Raw genomic sequence first — 21,087 nt, 5'->3', positions numbered from 1 at the left:
GACTCAACTTTCAAATCGAAAACCGGGCCCAGTGCCCGGTTTTTTTATGCCCAACGATAGGAAGCGCCCCGCTTGCCACTGCGCGCCGTTTTCCCTAAGCTCAAAGGCTGTTATAGCCAGAGACGTAGCCAATGCACCGGGAATTCAGTCTGTTTAACGAAGAAAATCAGCCACTTTTTGATGAGTTGGTGAGTGGCGTGCGCAGCTTTAACCATGCGCATCTGGGCACAGAAAAAGCCCAGCCACTGTTGGTGTGTGCCAAAGATGACACAGGTAAGCTGCTTGGCGGCATTGCCGGGCGCACCATCTATTGCCAGTTTTTGATAGAGGTACTCTGGGTCGATGACAGCTGTCGCCAAAGTGGGTTAGGCCGCGAGCTGATGGCCAAAGCCGAGGCGGCGGCCCGGGAGCGCGGCTGTATTGCGGCGCAGGTGGATACCCTGGCGTTCCAGGCCCCGGGGTTTTACCAAAAACAAGGCTTCGACATCATTGGCGAAGTGCCCGCCATTGGCGACAGTCCGGGGCGTTTCTTCCTGCTCAAGCGTTATCTTTAAGGCGCAACTGTAAAGCGTGCGTGGGCTGGGGTACAATCGAGCCAATTCAAACCAAGGCGGAATGACAGATGCTGAATCCCAAAAAAATCGAGGAGCTCGCCAAGCAGCTCAGTGACAACCTGCCGTCCGGCCTGAAGCAGTTTGCCGGTGAAATGGAAGATCGCAGCAAGCAGGTACTGCAAAGCCAACTGATGAAGCTGGATCTGGTATCCAGAGAAGAATTTGAAGTACAGCAACACGTGCTGCTGCGTACCCGCGAAAAGCTGGAAGCGCTGCAAGCCAAAGTCGATGAGCTGGAAAAGAAACTGGGCAATTGAGCCTTTTGATTCAGACACTAAAAAGCCGGGTTCGTCCCGGCTTTTTGTTTTTAAGCTTTTTGTTTGATCTGACGGCTGGCGCCTAATGCCACACTGCATTGTTCACATCCAAGCCGTATTTCAGCACAGCAAAACCCACCCAGGACGAGGTCAGTGTCGTCCATTTAAAACAGCGCCGAAAGCGGCGATATCAGGCGGCCAACTGGTATATCTTGGCAGCCCCTTCCCAGCCGTTGTCTCTAGCTGATTCAATCATATAGTCCAAATCCAGCTCACAGCCTGAAGGCATCTGGGCTTGAATAGCGTCGATATGACAATGAAAACTTTGGCTTTCGTCGGACCAGGCCACAGACACAACAGGTTCGCTGTTGCCGGAGGGCTCCACCAGCCTCAGCCCCACAAAGGGCACAAACGGCAAGCTGAGTTTTTTCGATAAAAACGCCGCCCGTTTCTGATCAAGACTGCGGATGGCCAGGGTAAATTGAACGGAGTAGCTCATCAGATACCTCCCGTATCCCCGGCAACCTTTGGCGTGGCGAGCCGGGGTTTGCTGACCTTTTAAGCATAGGTCAGCAGAACGGCAAGGGGCGTAATATGGGCAACATTTTATCAGGACGGTTTAACCACACGTATCAGGCAAAAGCCATTGAGTCGGTCTCAGCCAGGGCATCGCATTCTGCTGCCAACGCCACAAAGGCCGTGTCTATCAGGTCGATAAAGGCCTGATAGCCCACTTCTATCAGATGGTCGAACTCATCCACCGAAATAGGGCTGTACAACCTTGCCAGGCGAATGGCGCCCAGAGCTTCATCGAAATGCTCCCACTCAACGCCGGTGCCACCATAGTGGCCATGGGTCGCGACCCAGTACCAGGCCGGAATCGACTCCCCCGCCAGCTCAACACGTTTGTTGTCGGCAAGCCAGGCCTTGAACTCCTTACCCCAGCTGGTATGGCAAAAGACTTCGTCTATCAGCGCATATTCGCGGTCGGCCCGCTGCTCGCTGGCAAGATGAAAGCCAAGGGCACGAATAAGTGCACGGGCATTACCGACTTCCCCCTGATATTCACGGATAAAGGCATGCAATACCGGCTGATATTGTACCGGCAGGTGGCTTAATTGCTCTCGGCGATGGCGGGTCAGGCAGGCGTAGCGTGCCGCAGCCTCCACAGTGCCCTGCGCCAGGGTTCTGTGGGTCAGCCCGCGCTGCTTGCTGTCGCCAAACTCATCCACAGTGGCGGCAAACACATGCTGGGCGATGAGCATGTCTCTGTCGGAGACATCGCTGCTTTCGCTGTGATCTTTGAATATCCCGCGGCTTAACCCCAAACTGCTGGCAAGGCGCGCCACCAAAGGCCCGGCATAACCATTCAATGCCGCGTAGCGGGCGAAAAAGATATAGGTAGCTTGCGGACTCAATAATGCGCTGTAACAGGCTTTCATACAGAGGGCGTCGCTGGTTTCCCCCTGAAAATGGTCACTTAGCTGCGCGGCAACCTGCGCAGGCTCCATCTGGTTGGCAATAAAGTGCATATGTATCCTCCTTGATATGCCTTGCGGCATCCCGGTATTAAGACTCTGTCGGGTAGGCAGCGCCCTTCCTTAGAGCCTAGTTCATGCCATGTCTGCCCACAAATGCCACCTCACCCGGCAGCCGCAGACCAAACAGAAACGGCGCAAATCTGTACAGCCGGTCAGCAATTGCCATCTTTTTGCCACAATTGATCAGCGGTCTGCCCCCCTGTTTTAGCGCCAAACTGTTTCAATTAGTCAGGCTCTCAATCCCGAATTTTCAGCAAGGAAGAATCATGGCGGACATGTTTTTTGGACTCATGGCATTGGCGCTGCTCGGCGGCCTTGGCTTTGGTGGCTTTATGGCCATCCGCGCCGGGCTCAGGCGCCTGTACGGCAATACCGAAAACCCGGCACTACTGGCGAGAATGTCATTGATTTTAAAAGGTGCTCTTACGCTAATGCTGTGTTTGCTGGCCATAGTGCCACTCACCCTGGTGCAGGATTTGGCCTCAGAACGAGAAGGTCTGTACCGCGACGTGGTGCGTGACATCGGCGAGTCCTGGGGTGAAGAGCAGTTGCTGACAGGGCCAGTGCTGGTGCTGCCCTACCGCTATGCCGTGCTGACTGAAGAAACCGTGGCCGATGGCAGCCGTCGCCAGCGTCGCAGCACTGTGGAAGATGAATTGCTGATCCTTCCCAAGCACCTGAAAATGAAGGCCGATCTCAAGCATGACTTTCGCGACCGTGGCATCTACCACTCGCTGGTGTACCAAAGCGGGGTGGAGGGCCAGGCCAGTTTCGATGTCAATCTGCCCATCATCAGCAATCTGGAATCATTCGAATTTTCCCGCGCCCGTTTGGTGTTTGGCCTCTCCGCCAATCAGGCGATAGACGGAGTAGACAGCTTTGTGGTCAGCGGTGACGGTCCACGGGTCGGCGGCGATCTGATGTCCGGCACCGGCCTTGCTATCGAGGCGCTGAATCGAGGTTTTCATCGGCCCCTGCAACTGGGTCAGGAACACGCTCCCTTTACCGTGGACTTCAAACTGCGCCTGCGTGGCTCGCAGGGGATCGGCTTTCTGCCCCTTGGCGAGGCCTCCGAGTTTAGCCTCAGCGCCGATTGGCCCCATCCCAGCTTTACCGGCATACTCCCCAGCGAGCGCAATATCAGCGCCGATGGTTTTAACGCCTCATGGAATATCAGTCATTTAAGTCGTAACTATCCGCAAATCATGCGCACTTCACAGGGGCAGAGCCTGCTGGAAGCCCGGGCCCATACCCAGCTGTTTGAACCCGTCACCCACTACGGCAAAATCGAGCGAGCCATCAAATATGGTCTGTTGTTCGTTGCCCTGACCTTTATCTTGCTGCTGATGTTTGAACTGGGTCAGGGGCAGAGTTTATCGCCACTGCAATACCTGATGGTGGGCGCAGCCATGACACTGTTTTACCTGCTGTTATTGGCGCTGTCTGAACACCTTGGCTTTGGCATGGCCTATGTGCTCGCGGCTTTGGTGCCTGTGCTCAGCATTCCTGCGTATGTGGCCAGCGCCACCCAAAGCCATGGCAGGGGTGTGATTATGCTGGCGATGTTGCTGGGTTTGTATGGCCTGCTGTACTCCATTTTGCGCCTGGAAGATTACGCACTCTTGATGGGCAGCGGCCTGCTGCTGGCGGTACTGCTGACGCTGATGTTCCTCACCCGCCGCCAAAGCGTGCCCGGCTGATCACTTCGTCCCTTGAGCCTCGATGAAGGTACCGGCAGCCCCCATCTCCTTTGGCCGCCGGTTTTTTTTATTTGTCCCAACCGGGTACACTCAGCTTTCCACCGCATCAAAGGAGTTAAGATGCACCACACCCACGTCCCCCGGTTTGGCCAGAGCTCGCGCCCCTTGTTACTGCTGCTGTTCTGGCTGCTGTTATTGCTGCCATCCGCCATGCTTTATCTTTTGGATATCAAGCTGTTTCCACTGCTTAGGCTCGACACCGTTGGCGCAGATGCCCTCTACTGGGTGACCTTCACCGGCACGGCGCCCTGGGGTGCCCTTACCGCGGTAGCTGTGGCTGCATTGGGGTTTTATCGCTTATCGCGCGCCCAGGCGACCCGGATGCTGCTGGCACTGGCTTTATCCCTGGGTGGCGGACTGGTGCTGAATGAGTATCTGAAAACCTGCTTCGATGAGCCCCGCCCCAATGCCCAGTGGATGGCTGAGCAAGGGCTGCTTGAGCTTGAGCCCTTTTATCAGAAGTCCAAACCCGAGCGCCGGGAACAAATCTCCCGCCTCTTTGCCGGGCAAAACAGCAGTCTACCGCCACTGTCCGCCGCCATCGCCGACCATTGGCAGCACGAAGTTGGCCTATCGTTTCCCTCGGGTCATACCCTGTTTGCGGCCGTGTTGGCACTGAGTGGATTTTGGTTTTTTATCGCCTCGGGGCACTGGGGCGTGTGTGGTCTGCTTGGGATTTGGGCTATTGCTATGGGTTTTTCGCGGATGCTGTTGGGGATGCACCACAGTCAGGACGTGCTGGCAGCAACCCTTATCGCCCTGCCTCTGGCGATGGTTGGCATTGCTCTGGCACGGCTGCCGGTGCTGTTTCGCCGTTAATTCAAATAGGTTTTCATCAGCTGTTGGTACTGGCCATTTTTTTTAATTTTTTTCAGGCCCTCATTAAAGGCATCCCGCACCACAGAGTTGTGAAACATCAGCAGATAAGCAGTGCGGGGGAATACCTCGTGGTACTCCAACGGCAGGCTGGTATCCACCTCGGTTTCGACCAAGCGGTTGTTGGCCAGAAAGATGTACTTGTCGGCCACCGCCACGTCGATGCGGCCTAGATATAACATCTTGTTTTGATTGGTTTGCGGATTTAACTCGCGGTAAATGGTGTTACTGCTGACTTTCTGGAATTCGCCCCCCAGCATAAAGGACGCATTTTCAAAGGCTGCCACGCTGTAATTCTTTAAATCGATGATTTGCCGAAGCTTCACCCCCCGCTCTTTTAAGCTGATGGCGACATTGCGGTAATAGATATAGTGATCAGAGGCATAGCCCGGCAGGCCGAAATAGCTGTTCACCGTCATCACCCCATCGAGGCGTTCCTTTTCGTAGAACAACAGTTGGCGTTTGCGGGAATAGAACTTAAAGCGAACATCCATGCCAACCTCGGCAAAGGCGGCACGGATAATGTCAAGCTCGAGGCCGGATTCAGAGTCTTCGAGCACGTAGGGCGGCTTATTGTTTAGAGCGCCTATGGTGACAGTGGCGGCATGGCTGGCGAGCGCCAGACACATCGCCAGCAAAAACAAGGATAAGCGCATAAGATCCCTTCTAATTATCATTGTCTTAAACTATAGACGCTGACAACCGAACAGACCAATCCGCAGCGCGGTTTCTCCTTAAGCTAACGCCTCTTCCAGCGCCCGCAGACACAGGGCCACGTTTTCGGCGCGGGCCCCAAAGCCCATCAGCCCGATCCGCCAGGCTTTACCCGCCAGATCCCCAAGCCCGGCACCAATCTCGAGATTGTAGCGGCCAAGCAAACTGCTGCGCACAGCGGCATCATCCACACCATCTGGAATGTACACGGCATTGAGCTGCGGCAAGCGGTAAGCCTCATCCACCACGAAACCCAGCCCAAGTTTCTCAAGGCCGGCCTTCAGCAGCTGATGCATATTTTGATGTCTGGCCCAGGCGTTTTCCAGGCCTTCTTCGGCAAGCAGCCGCAGCGACTCGTGCAGGGCGTAAAGGGCATTAACCGGCGCCGTGTGGTGATAAGCGCGCTTGCCAGCGCCACTCCAGTAGCCCATTACCAGGGTCTGATCCAAAAACCAGCTCTGCACTGGCGTTTTACGGCTTTTAAGCTTTTCAACCGCCCTTGGCGAGAAAGACACAGGCGACAGGCCCGGTACGCAGGATAAACACTTCTGGCTACCTGAGTAGATGGCATCTATGCCCCAGTCATCGACCCTCAGCTCAACCCCGCCAAGGGAGGTCACCGCATCGACAATCGACAGGCAGTTGTGTTCACGGGCGAGGGCACACAGAGTTTTGGCATCCGACAGCGCGCCTGTACTGGTTTCGGCATGGACAAAAGCAAGGAAGCTGGCGTCGGGGTTAAGCTTCAATACCCCTTCTACCACATCTGGGTCAACCGGCGCCCCCCAGGGGAAGTCCACCACCACAGCAACACCGCCGCAGCGCTCCACGTTCTGACGCATCCGCTCGCCAAACACCCCATTGCGGCATACAACCACCTTTTCGCCCAGCTCCACCAGATTCACAAAACAGGTTTCCATGCCGGCACTGCCCGGCGCCGACACCGCCAGCGTCATCTCATTCTGGGTCTGAAAGGCATATTGCAGCAGGGATTTAAGCTCATCCATCATGGCCACAAACAAGGGATCCAGGTGGCCCACTGTGGGGCGCGACTGGGCCAGCAACACCTCGGGATACACATCAGAAGGGCCCGGGCCCATCAGAATACGGCGTGGCGGCATAAAGGGCGCTATCTTGGGAGCGGCTTGCATGGAGACTCCTTGTTGGTTGTCGCGGCGGTGCCGCATTGAGGTCTGAGTTATTTTATTGGATTTATAATGATTTCGAGCATTTACCCTAACATAATTCCCATACTAAAACGCCCCTGCCTTGGTCTAAGGGAGGTTCGAATGAGTCCCATACACGCTCTGCGCTGGCTCATCTTTGCTGAATTTAGCTGTCATTGAACAAATAGGGGCTGAGCTATGAATGCACCGCTAACCATACCCCGGTAAGTCACACCCAGGTAAGCCACGCCCAGGTAAGCCACGCCCAAAGGGGCTTTGGGGGCTTTAGTATTTCATCGTTATTCAACTTCGACATGCCTCGGCATGCCTTCAGTTGAATGCCTCGAACTCCTGTTGCCGCCAAAGCCAGAGCACGCAGGGACTCACTCACACCTCCCTAACGGGCTTTCCCAATTATTTGCTGCCCAAAAACAAGCGGTAAGCCGGGCTGTGGGTTTCTTCCTGCCACACAAAGCCAAGCTCGGTGAGGAAGCGGCCAAAGGCTTCATGGTCGCCCTCCGGCACCTCGAACCCCGCCAGCACCCGCCCGAAGGCAGCACCGTGGTTGCGGTAGTGGAACAGGCTGATGTTCCAGCGGCTGCCAAGGGTAGTTAAAAACTTAAGCAGCGCCCCCGGATACTCGGGGAACTCGAAGCTGAATAGCCGCTCACTCAATGGCTCTGTGGGATGGCCCCCCACCATATAACGCACATGCAGCTTGGCAGTTTCATCGCTCGATAAGTCCTGCACCTCGAAGCCTCCGGAGGTGAGCGACGCGATTATCTCAGCCAGTTCCTGCTGACCACCGGAAAGCCGGATACCGGCAAACACCACGGCGCTGTCGCGGCCAGAGAAGCGGTAGTTGAATTCCGTCATGGCGCGCTTGCCCAAAAGCTCGCAAAACTTAAGGAAGCTGCCGGGCACTTCGGGCACCTTTACCGCGAGCACCGCTTCTTTTTGCTCACCAAGTTCACAGCGCTCAGACACGTATCTGAGGCTATGGAAATTCACATTGGCGCCACTCAGAATGGCGGCCACCTTGCGGGCCGGTTTACCCGCCTCAGCAAGGGCAGGCGCGCTCTGCGCCAGGTATTTTTTAAGCCCCGCCAGCGACAAGGCGCCAGCAGGCTCGGCGATGGCACGGGTGTCCTCAAAGATATCCTTCACCGCAGCGCAGATTTCATCCGAGCTCACGGTCACCACTTCATCCACATAGAGCTTGGCGATACGAAACGGCTCAGTGCCGATACGCTTGACCGCCACGCCATCGGCAAACAGGCCCACTTGAGAGAGTGTCACAGGCTCACCCGCCGCCATGGCGGCCTTAAGGCAAGCGGCATCCTCAGGCTCTACACCGATGATTTTCACCGATGGCCGCACCGCCTTGTAGTAAGCGGCAATACCGGCCACCAGACCACCGCCGCCCACGGGCACAAACACCAGCTCCAGATCCCGCTGCTGCTGCAACATTTCCTGCGCCACTGTGCCCTGCCCGGCAATCACAGCCTCATCATCGAAGGGCGCAATATAGACCCGACCCTCGGTTTGCGCCAGATGCTGGGCCTGGGCGTTGGCCTGATCAAATGACTCACCGTGGAGCAGCACATTGCCGCCACGGCGACGTACCGCATCGATTTTAATATCCGGCGTGGTGGTGGGCATGACTATCACGGCGTCCACACCGCGGCTCGAGGCCGACAGCGCTACGCCCTGAGCATGGTTACCAGCCGAAGCACAGACCACACCGCGCTCACACTCAGCCTGACTGAGCTGCGAAACACGGTTGTAGGCACCGCGCAGCTTGAAAGAGTGCACCGGCTGCATGTCTTCGCGCTTTAAATAAATCTCCTGCCCGAGGCGCGCCGACAGCTTGCCCATATGGGACAGGGGCGTCACCTTGGCCACGTCATACACGGACGACAGCAGGATTTTTTGCAGATAATAATGAGCAAGATCCACAGGCTTCACCTCTGATTTATTAGTGTCACCACCGCCAGCGAAATCCAGCATCTCAGCCCTCCAATTTGGAGACATCGCGCACAGCGCCCTTATCGGCACTGGTGGCGAGCATGGCGTATGCCTTGAGCGCCATGGACACTGGGCGAACCCGTGACAGTGGTTTCCAGGCCAGCGGCCCTTTAGCGTTCATGGCTTCGCGGCGGCTTTCAAGCTCGGCGTCACTCACCAGCAGCTTGATGCTGCGGCCGGGGATATCGATATCGATACGATCGCCATTTTCAATCAGGCCTATGGTGCCGCCGGATGCCGCCTCTGGCGAGACATGACCGATAGACAGCCCCGAGGTACCGCCGGAGAAGCGGCCATCGGTAATGAGGGCGCACTGGGTGCCAAGGCCGCGGGACTTTAAGTAACTGGTTGGGTAGAGCATTTCCTGCATGCCGGGGCCGCCTTTGGGGCCCTCAAAACGAATCACCACCACGTCACCGGCCACCACTTCGCCGCCGAGAATGCCGGCAACTGCGTCTTCCTGGCTCTCATATACCCTTGCCACGCCGCTGAATTTGAGGTTGGAGTCATCCACGCCAGCGGTCTTCACGATACAGCCGTTTTCGGCCAGATTGCCCGACAATACCGCCAGGCCACCTTCCTGACTGAAGGCAAACTCACGGCTGCGGATACAACCTTCGCGGCGGTCATCATCCAGGGTGTCCCAGCGGCAGGACTGGCTGAAGGCGCGGGTCGTGGGGATGCCTGCGGGACCTGCGCGGAAAAATTCGTGCACTTTTTCATCTTTGGTCAGCACCACGTCGAAGCGCTCGAGCACTGATTTAAGGGTGCCATCTTCCGAGGCCACGTGGTTTACGTCTGTGTGCAAAAGCCCGGCGCGGTCCAGCTCACCCAGAATGGCCATCACACCACCGGCGCGGTGCACATCTTCCATATGGTATTTGGGCGTGGAGGGCGCCACCTTGCACAGGTGCGGCACCTTGCGGCTGATGCGGTCGATATCGGCCATGGTGAAGTCCACCTCGGCTTCCTGGGCCGCAGCCAGCAGGTGCAGCACGGTATTGGAGGAACCGCCCATGGCCACATCCAGCGCCATGGCGTTTTCAAAGGCCTTGAAAGAAGCAATGGCGCGGGGCAGCACAGAGGCGTCATCGTCGCCATAGTAACGCTTGGCAAGCTTCATCACCCGGCGACCGGCTTCGAGGAACAGCTCACGGCGATCCGCATGGGTCGCCAGCATGGAGCCGTTGCCCGGCAGTGACAGGCCCAGCGCTTCGGTGAGGCAATTCATGGAGTTGGCAGTAAACATACCGGAGCAGCTGCCACAGGTAGGGCAGGCACTGCGCTCGATTTTCTCGCTGTCGGCGTCGCTGATACGGTCGTCCGCCGCCGCCACCATGGCGTCCACCAAATCCAGCTTGATGAGCTTGTCAGACAGCTTGGTTTTACCCGCTTCCATCGGCCCGCCGGAGACAAACACCACCGGGATATTGAGGCGCAGCGCCGCCATCAGCATGCCGGGGGTGATTTTGTCGCAGTTACTGATACACACCAGCGCATCGGCGCAGTGGGCGTTAACCATGTACTCCACACTGTCGGCAATCAGCTCCCGGGATGGCAGCGAATACAGCATGCCACCATGGCCCATGGCGATACCGTCATCCACGGCGATGGTATTGAATTCTTTGGCAATGCCGCCCGCCTCTTCGATGGCAGACGCCACCAGGGCGCCCATGTCTTTTAAGTGCACGTGGCCGGGCACAAACTGGGTAAAGGAGTTGGCAATGGCGATGATGGGCTTGCCGAAGTCGGTATCTTTAACGCCGGTGGCACGCCACAGGGCGCGGGCTCCAGCCATGTTGCGGCCTTCGGTACTGGTGGCGGAACGTAATTTAGCCATTGAAACTTCCTATGCTTTTTTCAATTTTTGATGAAAACAGAATATCTTACTTATGTTAAGAGATCAGGCACTTGCCGACTGTGACATGGCGGGCTGCATCACATGACAACCGGTCACATCCACCAGCTTGGTCAGCTGGTTGCTCAAAAGCTCAATCGCCCGCTCACTGGAAACCGACATCGACAGATACACGCTCTCTTCGCCGAGGCGCATATTCATATTAGTCACGGTAAAGCCGCGGTGGCGAACGACCCGCAGGACGCGCTCAACCACTTCGGGACGCTGCATCAGGGTAACTTCCAGGCTGTGGTTCATGTGCTTCTCTCCATTTCTTCCATCATATCGCTGTTTGAGGCGCCGGGCGGTACCAGCGGCCAGACGTTAAAGGCATCATCAATCGCCACATGCAACAGGAAAGGGCCTTTGCAGGTGAGCATTTCTTCCAGTGCTTCTTCCACTTCGTCGGCGCCGAAAATGGTGCGACCGGGGATCTCGAAGGCCGACGCCAGGGTGACGAAATCCGGGTTGTCCGACAGATTGGTCTCGCTGTAGCGCTCTTCGAAAAACAGCTGTTGCCACTGCTTCACCATGCCCAGACGCTGGTTGTCGATAAGCAGGATTTTCACCGGCAGCTTACGGCGCTTGATGGTGGTCAGCTCCTGCACGTTCATCATGAAGGAGCCATCGCCGGACACGGCCACCACTGTGGCATCGGGGCGGGCCATCTGGGCGCCGATGGCGGCTGGTAAGCCAAAGCCCATGGTGCCAAGGCCGGCGCTGGATAAATGATCTTCAGGGCGGCGGAAATGCATATGCTGGGCAACCCACATCTGGTGCTGACCCACATCACAGCTTACCACGCTGTCTTCCGGTAACTTGTTGGCCAGGCGGCGCAGCATGGCCGGGGCGTAGATAAGGCTGCCGGGATGGTTGTAGTCCCAGCGATGGGCCTCGGCCAACGACTCCACTTCGCTGCACCAGGGAGCAATATCCAGTTCCATTTCAAGCCGTGGCAGCACAGCTCGAAGCTCGGCGGCAATGGCCACATCGGGCAGGCGCAGCTTGCCAAGTTCGGCGGCATCAATGTCCAGATGCAGCACCTTGGCGTTGGGGGCAAATGAGGCCAGGCGGCCGGTCACACGGTCATCGAAGCGGGCGCCGACCACCATCAGCAAATCACATTCCTGCACCGCAAGGTTTGCCGCCTTGCCGCCGTGCATCCCCAGCATGCCCAGGTAACCCGGAGTACCGTGTGGGATGGTTCCCAAGCCTTTCAGGGTGGCGACCGACGGCATATTGGTGGCCTTGATAAAGCGGCGCAGCTGCTCAACAGCGCCGGCCATACCCACACCACCGCCTACGTACAGCATGGGCTTCTTGGCGGCCGCTATCAGGGCGCGGGCGGCGTCTATGTCGCCATCCTGGACCTCTGGCTCATCGGCCACCGCCAGCAGAGGAGCACGGTATTCGAGCTGGGCAATTTGGATATCTTTGGGGATGTCCACCAGCACAGGGCCGGGGCGGCCAGAGGCGGCAAGTTCGAAGGCGCGGTAGAGGGTAGGCACCAGTTCATCGACGTTCTGCACCATAAAGCTGTGCTTGGTGCAGGACAGGCTCATGCCGAGCACATCGATTTCCTGAAAGGCATCTGTGCCGATAACCGAGGTGGACACCTGGCCTGTGATGGCCACCACAGGCACTGAATCCAGCAGGGCATCGGCAAGGGCGGTGATAAGGTTGGTGGCGCCGGGGCCAGAGGTGGCGAAGCAGACGCCGGTTTTGCCACTGGCGCGGGCATAGCCCACGGCAGCGAAGCCTGCACCCTGTTCGTGGCGGCACAGGGTGTGCTCGACTTCACTGCCGTAAAGCGCGTCGTAGATGGGCATGATGGCGCCACCGGGATATCCGAATACCGTGTTCACCCCATGGGCGGCCAATACCTTGATGACTGCGTCAGCCCCTCTCATCATCTGTCCTTCCATCTAAATTCCTGCTCTGTGCCTTTACGGTAGTTTTCAAATGCCCTGAAACGAGAAACCCCCCGGTCCTTTCGGAGCGGGGGGCTTTTCTGCAACTTCTTTCCTGGATTAGGTCTGTCAGTTTGCCATGCGCCGTCCCCGCTGTGACTTAATAATCACTACGGTAATAATCACGAGAATGAGCTTGGCAGCCTGGTTAAACACGTTTGACAGAGTCCTTAATCAACTTGCGTATTCGTTTCTGATGTCGCCTTTTTCAGCGAGCTTTAAGAATTAGCACAAAGCTTGCCGGCTTTACAACAGAAAATTTGCATTCCAAAAAAGATTCAGCTTCCCTGCCGAGACAATGCAAACAACAACAGAAAAAGTATCGAGTTTAGGAAGGTGCGAACAAGTCCTCGCACAGCTCTGGCTTTGATAGCGACGACAGTTCAAGGCATTCAACTGAAAGCATGCCGAGGCCTGCTGAAGTTGAATAACGCCGAAATGGTCTTGCTATCAAAGCCCCGTAGGGCGTGGCTTACAGCGGTATCTGCTGCGTTACAGTTCTTGCGAAGGACTAGGGCCATTCGCCGCAAACTGTGCCTTGCATCCATCCACTGTAAGCACACGCAGAGCAAGCACGGGACTTATTCTCACCTTCCTTAGGCCACAAGCTCAGGCCTTTCGGCCAGCGGCAGTTGTGACCACTCAACACAACTGTTGCTTTATTGCATTTGTTGCAGCCGGGTCGTTGGCTCCTTGAACAACCCGGCATTGTGACCCAGTTACTGGGCAGCGCTGATGCGCTTCATGTCTTTCATGTAGCCGCGCAGCTCTTCACCTATGTACTCAACGGCGGTGTTGCGGATGGCTTGATTCACTTCAATCAAACGCACGTTGTCTACGGCGTTGCTGCTGTCTTTCAGCCCTGCGCCCAGGTACTCGGCCGACATGGACTTCACGTAGTCACGCAGCATAGGCACAGCGGCATGGTTGAACAGATAGCAGCCATATTCGGCGGTATCTGAAATCACCACGTTCATCTCGTACAGACGCTTACGGGCGATGGTGTTGGCGATCAGCGGTGTTTCGTGCAGCGACTCGTAATAGGCTGATTCTTCAATGATTCCGGCGTCAACCATAGTATCGAACGCCAGCTCTACACCGGCCTTGATCATGGCCACCAGGAAGATGCCCTTGTCGAAGTAAGTCTGCTCGTCGATATGCTCGTCACTGCTTGGGGCATTCTCAAACGCAGTCTCGTTGGTTTCGGCGCGCCAGCGCAGCAGATTGGCATCGTCGTTGGCCCAGTCTTCCATCATCACGCGGGAAAATTCGCCGCTGATGATGTCATCCATGTGCTTCTCGAACAGAGGTGCCAGAATGCCTTTCAATTCCTCGGCCATATCAAAGGCTTTGATCTTGGCTGGGTTGGACAGGCGATCCATCATATTGGTGATACCGCCCTGCTTGAGTGCTTCGGTGATGGTCTCCAGACCCTGCTGGATAAGCTTGGCGGCATAACCAGGCTCAACACCGTCGGCCACCATCTTCTCGAAGCCGAGGATGGCTGAGGTTTGCAGCATGCCACACAGAATGGTCTGCTCGCCCATCAGATCCGATTTCACTTCGGCGATGAATGACGAGTGCAATACACCGGCACGGTCGCCGCCAGTGGCACTGGCGTAGGCCTTGGCGATTTCCAGACCGTCACAGCGTGGGTCGTTCTCTGGGTGAACCGCAATCAGGGTAGGAACCCCGAAGCCGCGCTTGTATTCTTCACGCACCTCGGTGCCTGGGCACTTGGGCGCCACCATCACCACAGTGATATCGGGGCGAACCTGCATGCCTTCCTCAACTATGTTGAAGCCGTGGGAGTAAGACAGGGTCGCACCCTGCTTCATCAGCGGCATTACGGTGTTAACAACGTTGGAGTGCTGCTTGTCCGGTGTCAGGTTAAGTACCAGATCAGCCTGTGGGATCAGCTCTTCGAAAGTACCTACGGCAAAACCGTTGTCAGTGGCCTTCTTCCAGGAAGCACGCTTTTCAGCAATAGCCTCAGCGCGCAGGGCGTAGGAGATATTCAGGCCGGAGTCGCGCATGTTCAGACCCTGATTCAGGCCCTGGGCGCCACAGCCGAGGATAACGATATTCCAGCCCTTGATGTAGTCACAGCCATTTTCAAACTCGCTGCGATCCATAAAACGGCACTGGCTCAGCTGAGCCAGCTGCTGACGTAAATTCAATGAGTTAAAGTAGTTAGCCATAGTGAATACCACTTATCCTTCGTCAATTGGGTTCAAACAACCAGCATGCCTCTGTTGGCCTGTGCCGATTGTGATTGAAATCACTATAGCGGAGAGTTAGCATTGCTCAAAATGATATAAACGAAAGCTATTGTTTCACTTTAAGCAACATAGTTTCGGATAAAACCAGCGAGTCGAGGTCGGTGTGGATATACGAGAAATCAAGCTGTTCCTAAGCCTGTGCGACACCCTGCAGTTTGCCCGCACCGCCGAGCAAATGCACGTGAGCCCTTCCACCTTAAGCCGTGCCATGCAGCGGCTCGAAGAGGATGCCGGCACCCGTTTGTTTGAACGGGATAACCGCAGCGTGAGCCTGACCTCCGCCGGAGTGGAGTTTCGCCAGTTTGCCCAGAACATGGTTAATGGTTGGGAGCAGCTGAAAAGCCGCATTTCCCCCAATCAGCATCAATTAATGGGACGGCTGAATCTGTACTGCTCGGTCACCGCCGCCTACAGCCATTTGCCGGGTTTACTGGATAAATTCCGCCGCGAACACCCGCTGGTGGAAATCGTGCTTGGCACCGGGGATGCGGCCAATGCGGTGAGTGAGGTGCAGCAAAACCGTGCCGATATCGCCATCGCCGCGCTGCCGGAATCCTTCCCGGATAATCTGCACTTTGCTCCGATTGAAACCATTCCCCTGACCATCATCGCCCCGCAAATGCCCTGCCGCGCCCGGGAGCTGCTCGCCGAAGAGACTATCCCCTGGGATAAGCTGCCCTTTATCATTCAGGACCATGGCCCCGGCAGGCGCCGCGCCGACGCCTGGTTCAAGGCAATGGGGATTCAGCCCAATATTTACGCCAAGGTGTCAGGCCATGAGGCAATTGTCTCCATGGTGGCGCTGGGCTGCGGCGTGAGCATCACCCCGGAAGTGGTGATCCAGCACAGCCCGGTGCGCGACCGCATTGCGCTGATGCCAAGCCCGGTGGCCATAGCACCCTTTGAGCTGGGCTGCTGCTGTAAGAGCAAGCGCCGCGAGGACCCGCTGATCGCCGCCTTTCTCGACTGCATTGAGTACTGAGCACAAGCATAAAAAAGGCCGCATGATGCGGCCTTTTTCGTGTTTACTCGCTGTCAGCACTGGGTGGCTGTTCCACCTTGGTCACCAGCAGCTGATCCACCTTGTATGAGTCGATATCGACCACTTCAAACTTGTAACCTGCATAGATCACAAAGTCGGTACGGCGGGGGATTTTACGCAGCTTGAACATAATGAAACCGGCGATGGTTTCGTAATTCTGGCTCTGGGGAAAACTGTCGATACCAAAGGCGCGCATCACGTCGGTGATGGGGGTCACGCCATCCACCAGCCAGGACGAGGTATCGCGGGCAACGATTTGCTCTTCCCCTTCCGCCAGCGACCAAGTGCCCATCACGGCGCTTTGCAAATCGTTGAAGGTCACCACCCCCAGCACCAATGCGTACTCATTCAGCACCACGGCAAAATCGACTCGGTTATTGCGGAAATAATCCAGCGCCTCCGACAGGCTCAGGGTGTCGGGAATAATCGGACAGCTCTGCACCAATGATGGGTCTTTCAGGTTCAGCGTCTGGCCGCTGATCACCTTGATAAGCAAATCCTTGGAGTCGACATAGCCCTTGATGGCATCCAGCTGACCATCACAGAGCAGAAACTGGCTGTGGGGGTCTGCGGCGATTTTCCGCTTGATGTCCTCTTCGGTATCGCTTTGCAAAAAGAACACCAGGCTTTCCCGGGGCGTCATGGCAGAAGTAACAGGAATGCTTTGCATTTCAAACACATTCTCCATCATTTTCTGCTCGCCTTTATCGATAACACCGGCTTCGGCACCGGCATCCATCACTGCATAAATATCGTCTTCGGTAATGGTGTCGTTGCGCTCGGTAGGAATTTGCAGCATCCGAAACAGGCCATTGGCAAGGCCATTGAACACCCACACCAGCGGCCGAAGCAGGGTAATACACAGCCCCATGGCACCCACCAGAGCAACCGCAACCCGCTCGGGCATGGCCATGGCGATACGCTTGGGCATGAGATCAGCCAGCAGAATAAACAGGCTGGTCACCAACAGGAACGACAGCACAAAGCTCAGCTTGGCCAGCCAGGAGTCGGGCACCACGCCACTGAGCAGCGCCATGATGTGCGGGGTAAAGGCCGATTCACCCACGATACCGCCCATGATGGCCACGGCATTGAGACCAATTTGCACCACAGTAAAAAAGCTGCCCGGATGGGCCTGCAATGCCAGCACCCGCTCAGCCTTTTCATTACCTTCGTCGGCCATCTGCCGCAGGCGGATTTTACGCGCCGCGGCGAGGGCAATCTCCGACATGGAGAAGAAACAACTGACACATATAAGCGCCAGAATAATCGAGATATTTTCTAAAAAACCCATGGAATTATCCATCCTGGAAACGCAGGTTTGCGCTTCACTTGCTATACTCTGAAATGCTGCGGAAGCCGGAGGGGAGCTATGTTCAAGTCATTATATATGCTGATCATTTGCAGCTGTGTGACTCTGTTCTCGCCCTGTATCTATGCCGCGACAGAACGCCCTTTGACTTTCTGCGTTGAGGTCACTGAATTCCCGCCCTTCAACTATTTTGTCCGTGAAAACAACGTAAAAACCGACACCCTTGCGGGCTACGACATAGACATACTGAAGCGGGTATTTGAGGGGGTTCCTTATGAAGTGGTGTCCCTGCCCTGGCGGCGTTGTCTTATGTCCCTGACAACCGGTGCTGTGGATGCCGCCATGAGCGCATCCATGAACGAGCAGCGGCAACGGGATTATATCTCATCCGAACCCTATTATTACCTGACTCCCGGTTATTTTTATTTGGCCAGGGCCGCCGATACCCCAAACGAAATTGCCAGCGGTGCAGCCCTGCAGGCGCTGGGGCCTGTGTGCGGGCTTGGCGGCCACAACTATGCTCAGTTTGGTCTGATGCAAGGCTCGGATGTCACCCGCATGGTCAATTACCAGCAACTGGCCGAAATGCTGGAAGTCGGTCGCTGCCGCTTCTATCTTGATCGTCTCGAGCTGCTGCCGGCGGTAACCGCCCTGTTCGACAATGTGCACCTGCCGCCGCTGGATAAGGGCCGGATCACAGGCGCTCCCAGCGAGCCGTTTTATATGTTGATTTCCCCAAAAAGCCCGCAGAAAAACTGGCTTTTATCCCATTTCAACCGCCGCATTACTGAGCTTAGGCAACAGGGAGAACTGGCAAAAATTCTTGAGCAGAGTGAGCGCACGCTTACTGGCAAATGAGCGCTGACTTTGTATGCAAAAGTTATCTATACTGGGATCTCCACGGAAGGCTCAAAGCAGAATGGAGACGCCACTCAACCTTTGGGGAACAGCCGGATGGATATTGCCGCTTTTGCACTGACCACGATAGGACTGCTCGCCTTGCTGGCCTCTTTGCCAACGCTGTGGCGCATCTGTTCGCTGCCGGATTTCCACAACCGCGCCTGGTGTACCCTGTTGGTGTTGGTGATGGGATTTGTGATGGGATACGTGGGTTATCTGTGGATGATACTGGGCCACGAAGTGACCCAGCTGGAGCTGGTCGTGGCGGCGATTTTTGGCGGTGGCGGCGGCTTTGTGTATCTGGTGACCAAGCTGAGTGCCAACACCATTCGGCGGCTGCTCGATACCCTGAGAGAAAAGCGCTTTCAGGCCGAACACGACCTGTTGACCGGTCTGCCCAACCGCAACGCCTACTATCAAAAATTTGATCAGCTGTTGCAGGAAGCAAAGCCTTTTGCTTGCATGATCATGGACCTGAATGACTTCAAAATCATCAACGACACCTATGGCCACCACATTGGCGACCGGGTTTTGCAGGAAACCTGCAACCGGCTGTTGTCGCTCACACCATCCAGCGCGCTGTGCGCCCGCCTGGGCGGCGATGAATTTGCCATGCTGCTGCCGGGGTTTACCGCCCAATCGGCGCGGGAGCTTTGTCAGCAAATCCACTTTCAGCTGAAACAGGATATTTGTTTTGATGGCTTGCGGGTTGCCGTAGGCACCAGCATCGGCATCAGCCAGTATCCAAGGGATGCCGACGATAAGAAACAGTTGATGAAATTTGCCGACATTGCCATGTACCACGCCAAACGCATGGAGCAGCACACAGCCATTTTTACCCCTGAACTGACCCTGCAAACCTGAGTATTCACGCCAAACTCAAGCTCAGGCGCGCCACTCGCCCGGCGGATTGTAGGGCGTGCCATTAATCACCGCGCTATCACGCCCCAACTCTTTGGCAAGATACAAACTGGCATCGGCCTTACTCATGGCCTCCCGCACACTGTGGCAATCCTCCAGAGTCACGGCGCCAATACTCAGGGTGACATAGCCCAGATGCGAGCCCACATGGGGCAACTGTAATCGGCGCACCGCAATCAGCAGCTTATCGCAAACCCTTTCCAGCTCCGCAGGCTCCATCAATGGCGCCACCATGGCAAATTCTTCACCGCCGATACGCGCCAGCAGAGTGGAGTCGGGCGATTCCGCCTTAAGCAGCGCCGCCAGCTTTTTCAGCACATCGTCACCGGCCACATGGCCGTAAGTGTCGTTGTAGCGCTTAAAGTAATCCACATCCACCATCAGCAGCACGCCGCCGTCTTCAAGCTGAGCTTCGAGCCGATCGGTAAAGGGGCGACGATTGGTCAGGCCGGTCAGCGCATCGGTGACCGCCTCTTCGGCCAGCTGCACATTAACCCGCATCAGCTCCTGCTGTAGCTCCAACATCCGTTTTTCGCGCCGCTCCCGCACCCAAAGCTCGTTAAGCGCGGTGGCAAACTGAGTCAGCACCGCCGATTTTTCGGCAAACCATTCCAGCGGCCCTTCAGTGCGGGCCACCGAGAGTATGCCCAGCAGCAAATCGCCGTCGGTAATGGCAAACCCCGCCACCGAGCTGATGCCAACCTGCTTCATATAGTTGTATTCCAGTGGGTCGGTCTCGCGGATTTGCTCGATATCCTCCACCACTATGGTGTTGCTGCTGTCGAATTTTTCCTTCAGCAGCGCGAGATTATCGATTATCACATCCTTGGCCGGCAGCGCATCGGCATGCTTGAACCAGAAGCTGCGATACTCCACCCGGCCATCGACAAAGGCCATCACGGCCACCCGCTCCACGTTCATCATGGCGCCAAGCTCGGCGGTGAAAAAGTCTACTTCGCGGCTCACTTCAGTGGGCGAGGCACTTAAAAAACGCAGGCTTACCTGTGCCAGCAGTTGGTTGGCGCGGGCCAGCCAATTGAGCAAATCATCCTGACGCGCCACCGTGTGGCTGAGCGCCCGCCCCCGCCTGGCAAGCTTGCGCTGCTGATGACGGATAAGCGCCAGATCCGAGCGGATCCGCTGATACATGCGCTCGAGTGCCAGCCCCACCTGGCCGATTTCATCGTCGCCGCGATCGAGCCTGAGCGAGCGGTCGATACGCTCGCCATCGGATAAGCTGATGGCATCGGCGAACACCGAAAGCTGCTGCAATCGCAGCATAATCAAATGTTTGAGCAAATAGAGAATGACAAAAATCATCACCAGGGTTTTAAGGCCATTGCCCAGCACGATAAAAATCATCTGCTGCCAGAGGGTGAGGTATATGTCATTGCGATCGAGCAAGACCGACAGGGTGGCAATGTGCAGGCCGTCGTAATACACCGGCAGCTGGATAAGCTTATGGCGCACCGTGTCCAGCTGGTCAGTGTGTTGCCCCAGCTGAATATACACGCCGTCGCGGCTTGCCAGTTCGACGCCACTGACCGAAGGCACCCGACCAATACTGGTCAGCATGTCTTTCAGCAGCGGGGTATCGGCATCCCAGAGAGCCTGGGCCAAGGAAGGTAAGATGAGCTCGCTGTAGCCCTGGATTTCATTTTGGGCATTGTCGACCGCATCCAGGTAGTTCCAGACAAGCTGCACCAACATTGTCAGCACGGCAAACACCGAGCTGACGCCAACTATCATGAGGGTTACCTTGCCGCTGATGGAGTTCACCCGGGGGTTCAAGATGTCACCTTTTCTT

General features: G+C 56.3%; 18 protein-coding genes. 7 read left to right on the top strand and 11 right to left on the bottom strand.

Going from position 1 to position 21,087, the window contains the following annotated elements; genetic code table 11:
• Positions 1-131 precede the first annotated feature (131 nt).
• The gene (locus MJ923_RS13940; RefSeq protein WP_240591621.1) at positions 132-554 is read left to right on the top strand and encodes a GNAT family N-acetyltransferase; all 423 of its coding nucleotides are present in this window, start codon (positions 132-134) and stop codon (positions 552-554) included.
• A gap of 68 nt (positions 555-622) precedes the next feature.
• Positions 623-871 (top strand): ubiquinone biosynthesis accessory factor UbiK, encoded by a 249-nt coding sequence (gene ubiK / locus MJ923_RS13935; protein ID WP_126168448.1) that lies wholly within the window; start codon positions 623-625, stop codon positions 869-871.
• Between the two features lie 190 nt (positions 872-1,061).
• On the opposite strand, the gene MJ923_RS13930 is transcribed toward ubiK, so the two are convergent.
• Together MJ923_RS13930 and MJ923_RS13925 are read right to left on the bottom strand one after the other, a co-directional pair.
• Positions 1,062-1,370, bottom strand: a complete 309-nt coding sequence (locus tag MJ923_RS13930) for a hypothetical protein (RefSeq protein WP_240591620.1) — start codon at positions 1,368-1,370, stop codon at positions 1,062-1,064.
• A gap of 133 nt (positions 1,371-1,503) precedes the next feature.
• Positions 1,504-2,403, bottom strand: coding sequence for a hypothetical protein (locus tag MJ923_RS13925; RefSeq protein ID WP_240591619.1), 900 nt, complete (start codon positions 2,401-2,403; stop codon positions 1,504-1,506).
• Between the two features lie 275 nt (positions 2,404-2,678).
• Here MJ923_RS13925 and creD point away from each other — a divergent pair, with 275 nt between their 5' ends.
• Together creD and MJ923_RS13915 are read left to right on the top strand one after the other, a co-directional pair.
• Positions 2,679-4,112, top strand: a complete 1,434-nt coding sequence (gene creD / locus MJ923_RS13920; protein ID WP_240591618.1) for a cell envelope integrity protein CreD — start codon at positions 2,679-2,681, stop codon at positions 4,110-4,112.
• 120 nt (positions 4,113-4,232) lie between these two features.
• On the top strand, positions 4,233-4,991 hold the full coding sequence (locus tag MJ923_RS13915) for a phosphatase PAP2 family protein (RefSeq protein WP_240591617.1): 759 nt from the start codon (positions 4,233-4,235) through the stop codon (positions 4,989-4,991).
• Here MJ923_RS13915 and MJ923_RS13910 read toward each other — a convergent pair.
• The 7 genes from MJ923_RS13910 to ilvC all read right to left on the bottom strand — a co-directional run bounded on the left by MJ923_RS13910 (position 4,988) and on the right by ilvC (position 15,024).
• Positions 4,988-5,704, bottom strand: coding sequence for a substrate-binding periplasmic protein (locus MJ923_RS13910; protein ID WP_240591616.1), 717 nt, complete (start codon positions 5,702-5,704; stop codon positions 4,988-4,990). The genes MJ923_RS13915 and MJ923_RS13910 overlap by 4 nt on opposite strands.
• 78 nt (positions 5,705-5,782) lie before the next feature.
• Entirely contained in the window at positions 5,783-6,913 is a 1,131-nt protein-coding gene (locus MJ923_RS13905) for a pyridoxal-phosphate-dependent aminotransferase family protein (RefSeq protein WP_240591615.1), read from the bottom strand.
• Between the two features lie 429 nt (positions 6,914-7,342).
• Positions 7,343-8,938 carry a threonine ammonia-lyase, biosynthetic gene (gene ilvA / locus MJ923_RS13900; protein ID WP_240591614.1) on the bottom strand — a complete coding sequence of 532 codons (1,596 nt, stop codon included), beginning with the start codon at positions 8,936-8,938 and terminating at the stop codon, positions 7,343-7,345.
• Position 8,939: 1 nt separating this feature from the next.
• Entirely contained in the window at positions 8,940-10,796 is a 1,857-nt protein-coding gene (ilvD, locus tag MJ923_RS13895; protein WP_240591613.1) for a dihydroxy-acid dehydratase, read from the bottom strand.
• Positions 10,797-10,859: 63 nt separating this feature from the next.
• A complete protein-coding gene (gene ilvM / locus MJ923_RS13890; RefSeq protein ID WP_126168456.1) occupies positions 10,860-11,111 on the bottom strand; it encodes an acetolactate synthase 2 small subunit in 252 nt (83 codons plus the stop codon).
• Entirely contained in the window at positions 11,108-12,763 is a 1,656-nt protein-coding gene (gene ilvG, locus MJ923_RS13885) for an acetolactate synthase 2 catalytic subunit (protein WP_420854487.1), read from the bottom strand. Before ilvG ends, ilvM begins: the two co-directional genes overlap by 4 nt.
• Positions 12,764-13,542: 779 nt before the next feature.
• Positions 13,543-15,024, bottom strand: coding sequence for a ketol-acid reductoisomerase (gene ilvC / locus MJ923_RS13880; RefSeq protein ID WP_240591611.1), 1,482 nt, complete (start codon positions 15,022-15,024; stop codon positions 13,543-13,545).
• A 184-nt stretch (positions 15,025-15,208) separates the two neighbouring features.
• Here ilvC and ilvY point away from each other — a divergent pair, with 184 nt between their 5' ends.
• Entirely contained in the window at positions 15,209-16,087 is an 879-nt protein-coding gene (gene ilvY / locus MJ923_RS13875) for an HTH-type transcriptional activator IlvY (protein ID WP_240591610.1), read from the top strand.
• A 43-nt stretch (positions 16,088-16,130) separates the two neighbouring features.
• On the opposite strand, the gene paeA is transcribed toward ilvY, so the two are convergent.
• A complete protein-coding gene (gene paeA / locus MJ923_RS13870) occupies positions 16,131-17,441 on the bottom strand; it encodes a polyamine export protein PaeA (protein ID WP_240591609.1) in 1,311 nt (436 codons plus the stop codon).
• Positions 17,442-17,519: 78 nt separating this feature from the next.
• Here paeA and MJ923_RS13865 point away from each other — a divergent pair, with 78 nt between their 5' ends.
• Together MJ923_RS13865 and MJ923_RS13860 are read left to right on the top strand one after the other, a co-directional pair.
• The gene (locus MJ923_RS13865) at positions 17,520-18,317 is read left to right on the top strand and encodes a substrate-binding periplasmic protein (RefSeq protein ID WP_240591608.1); all 798 of its coding nucleotides are present in this window, start codon (positions 17,520-17,522) and stop codon (positions 18,315-18,317) included.
• 96 nt (positions 18,318-18,413) lie between these two features.
• A complete protein-coding gene (locus tag MJ923_RS13860) occupies positions 18,414-19,223 on the top strand; it encodes a GGDEF domain-containing protein (RefSeq protein ID WP_240591607.1) in 810 nt (269 codons plus the stop codon).
• Between the two features lie 21 nt (positions 19,224-19,244).
• On the opposite strand, the gene MJ923_RS13855 is transcribed toward MJ923_RS13860, so the two are convergent.
• A complete protein-coding gene (locus tag MJ923_RS13855) occupies positions 19,245-21,071 on the bottom strand; it encodes a GGDEF domain-containing protein (protein WP_240591606.1) in 1,827 nt (608 codons plus the stop codon).
• Between the last annotated feature and the right edge of the window lie 16 nt (positions 21,072-21,087).

It is taken from the genome of Shewanella zhuhaiensis, assembly GCF_022484835.1.
GTDB lineage: Bacteria > Pseudomonadota > Gammaproteobacteria > Enterobacterales > Shewanellaceae > Shewanella > Shewanella khirikhana.
Note: the sequence above shows the minus strand (reverse complement) of the source record. Positions and strands in the feature narration are given on the sequence as shown.

Coding starts and splice junctions, on each gene's coding strand:
- MJ923_RS13940 (WP_240591621.1), top strand. CDS start 132: ATGCACCGGGAATTCAGTCTGTTTAACGAAGAAAATCAGCCACTTTTT.
- ubiK (WP_126168448.1), top strand. CDS start 623: ATGCTGAATCCCAAAAAAATCGAGGAGCTCGCCAAGCAGCTCAGTGAC.
- MJ923_RS13930 (WP_240591620.1), bottom strand. CDS start 1,370: ATGAGCTACTCCGTTCAATTTACCCTGGCCATCCGCAGTCTTGATCAG.
- MJ923_RS13925 (WP_240591619.1), bottom strand. CDS start 2,403: ATGCACTTTATTGCCAACCAGATGGAGCCTGCGCAGGTTGCCGCGCAG.
- creD (WP_240591618.1), top strand. CDS start 2,679: ATGGCGGACATGTTTTTTGGACTCATGGCATTGGCGCTGCTCGGCGGC.
- MJ923_RS13915 (WP_240591617.1), top strand. CDS start 4,233: ATGCACCACACCCACGTCCCCCGGTTTGGCCAGAGCTCGCGCCCCTTG.
- MJ923_RS13910 (WP_240591616.1), bottom strand. CDS start 5,704: ATGCGCTTATCCTTGTTTTTGCTGGCGATGTGTCTGGCGCTCGCCAGC.
- MJ923_RS13905 (WP_240591615.1), bottom strand. CDS start 6,913: ATGCAAGCCGCTCCCAAGATAGCGCCCTTTATGCCGCCACGCCGTATT.
- ilvA (WP_240591614.1), bottom strand. CDS start 8,938: ATGCTGGATTTCGCTGGCGGTGGTGACACTAATAAATCAGAGGTGAAG.
- ilvD (WP_240591613.1), bottom strand. CDS start 10,796: ATGGCTAAATTACGTTCCGCCACCAGTACCGAAGGCCGCAACATGGCT.
- ilvM (WP_126168456.1), bottom strand. CDS start 11,111: ATGAACCACAGCCTGGAAGTTACCCTGATGCAGCGTCCCGAAGTGGTT.
- ilvG (WP_420854487.1), bottom strand. CDS start 12,763: ATGAGAGGGGCTGACGCAGTCATCAAGGTATTGGCCGCCCATGGGGTG.
- ilvC (WP_240591611.1), bottom strand. CDS start 15,024: ATGGCTAACTACTTTAACTCATTGAATTTACGTCAGCAGCTGGCTCAG.
- paeA (WP_240591609.1), bottom strand. CDS start 17,441: ATGGGTTTTTTAGAAAATATCTCGATTATTCTGGCGCTTATATGTGTC.
- MJ923_RS13865 (WP_240591608.1), top strand. CDS start 17,520: ATGTTCAAGTCATTATATATGCTGATCATTTGCAGCTGTGTGACTCTG.
- MJ923_RS13860 (WP_240591607.1), top strand. CDS start 18,414: ATGGATATTGCCGCTTTTGCACTGACCACGATAGGACTGCTCGCCTTG.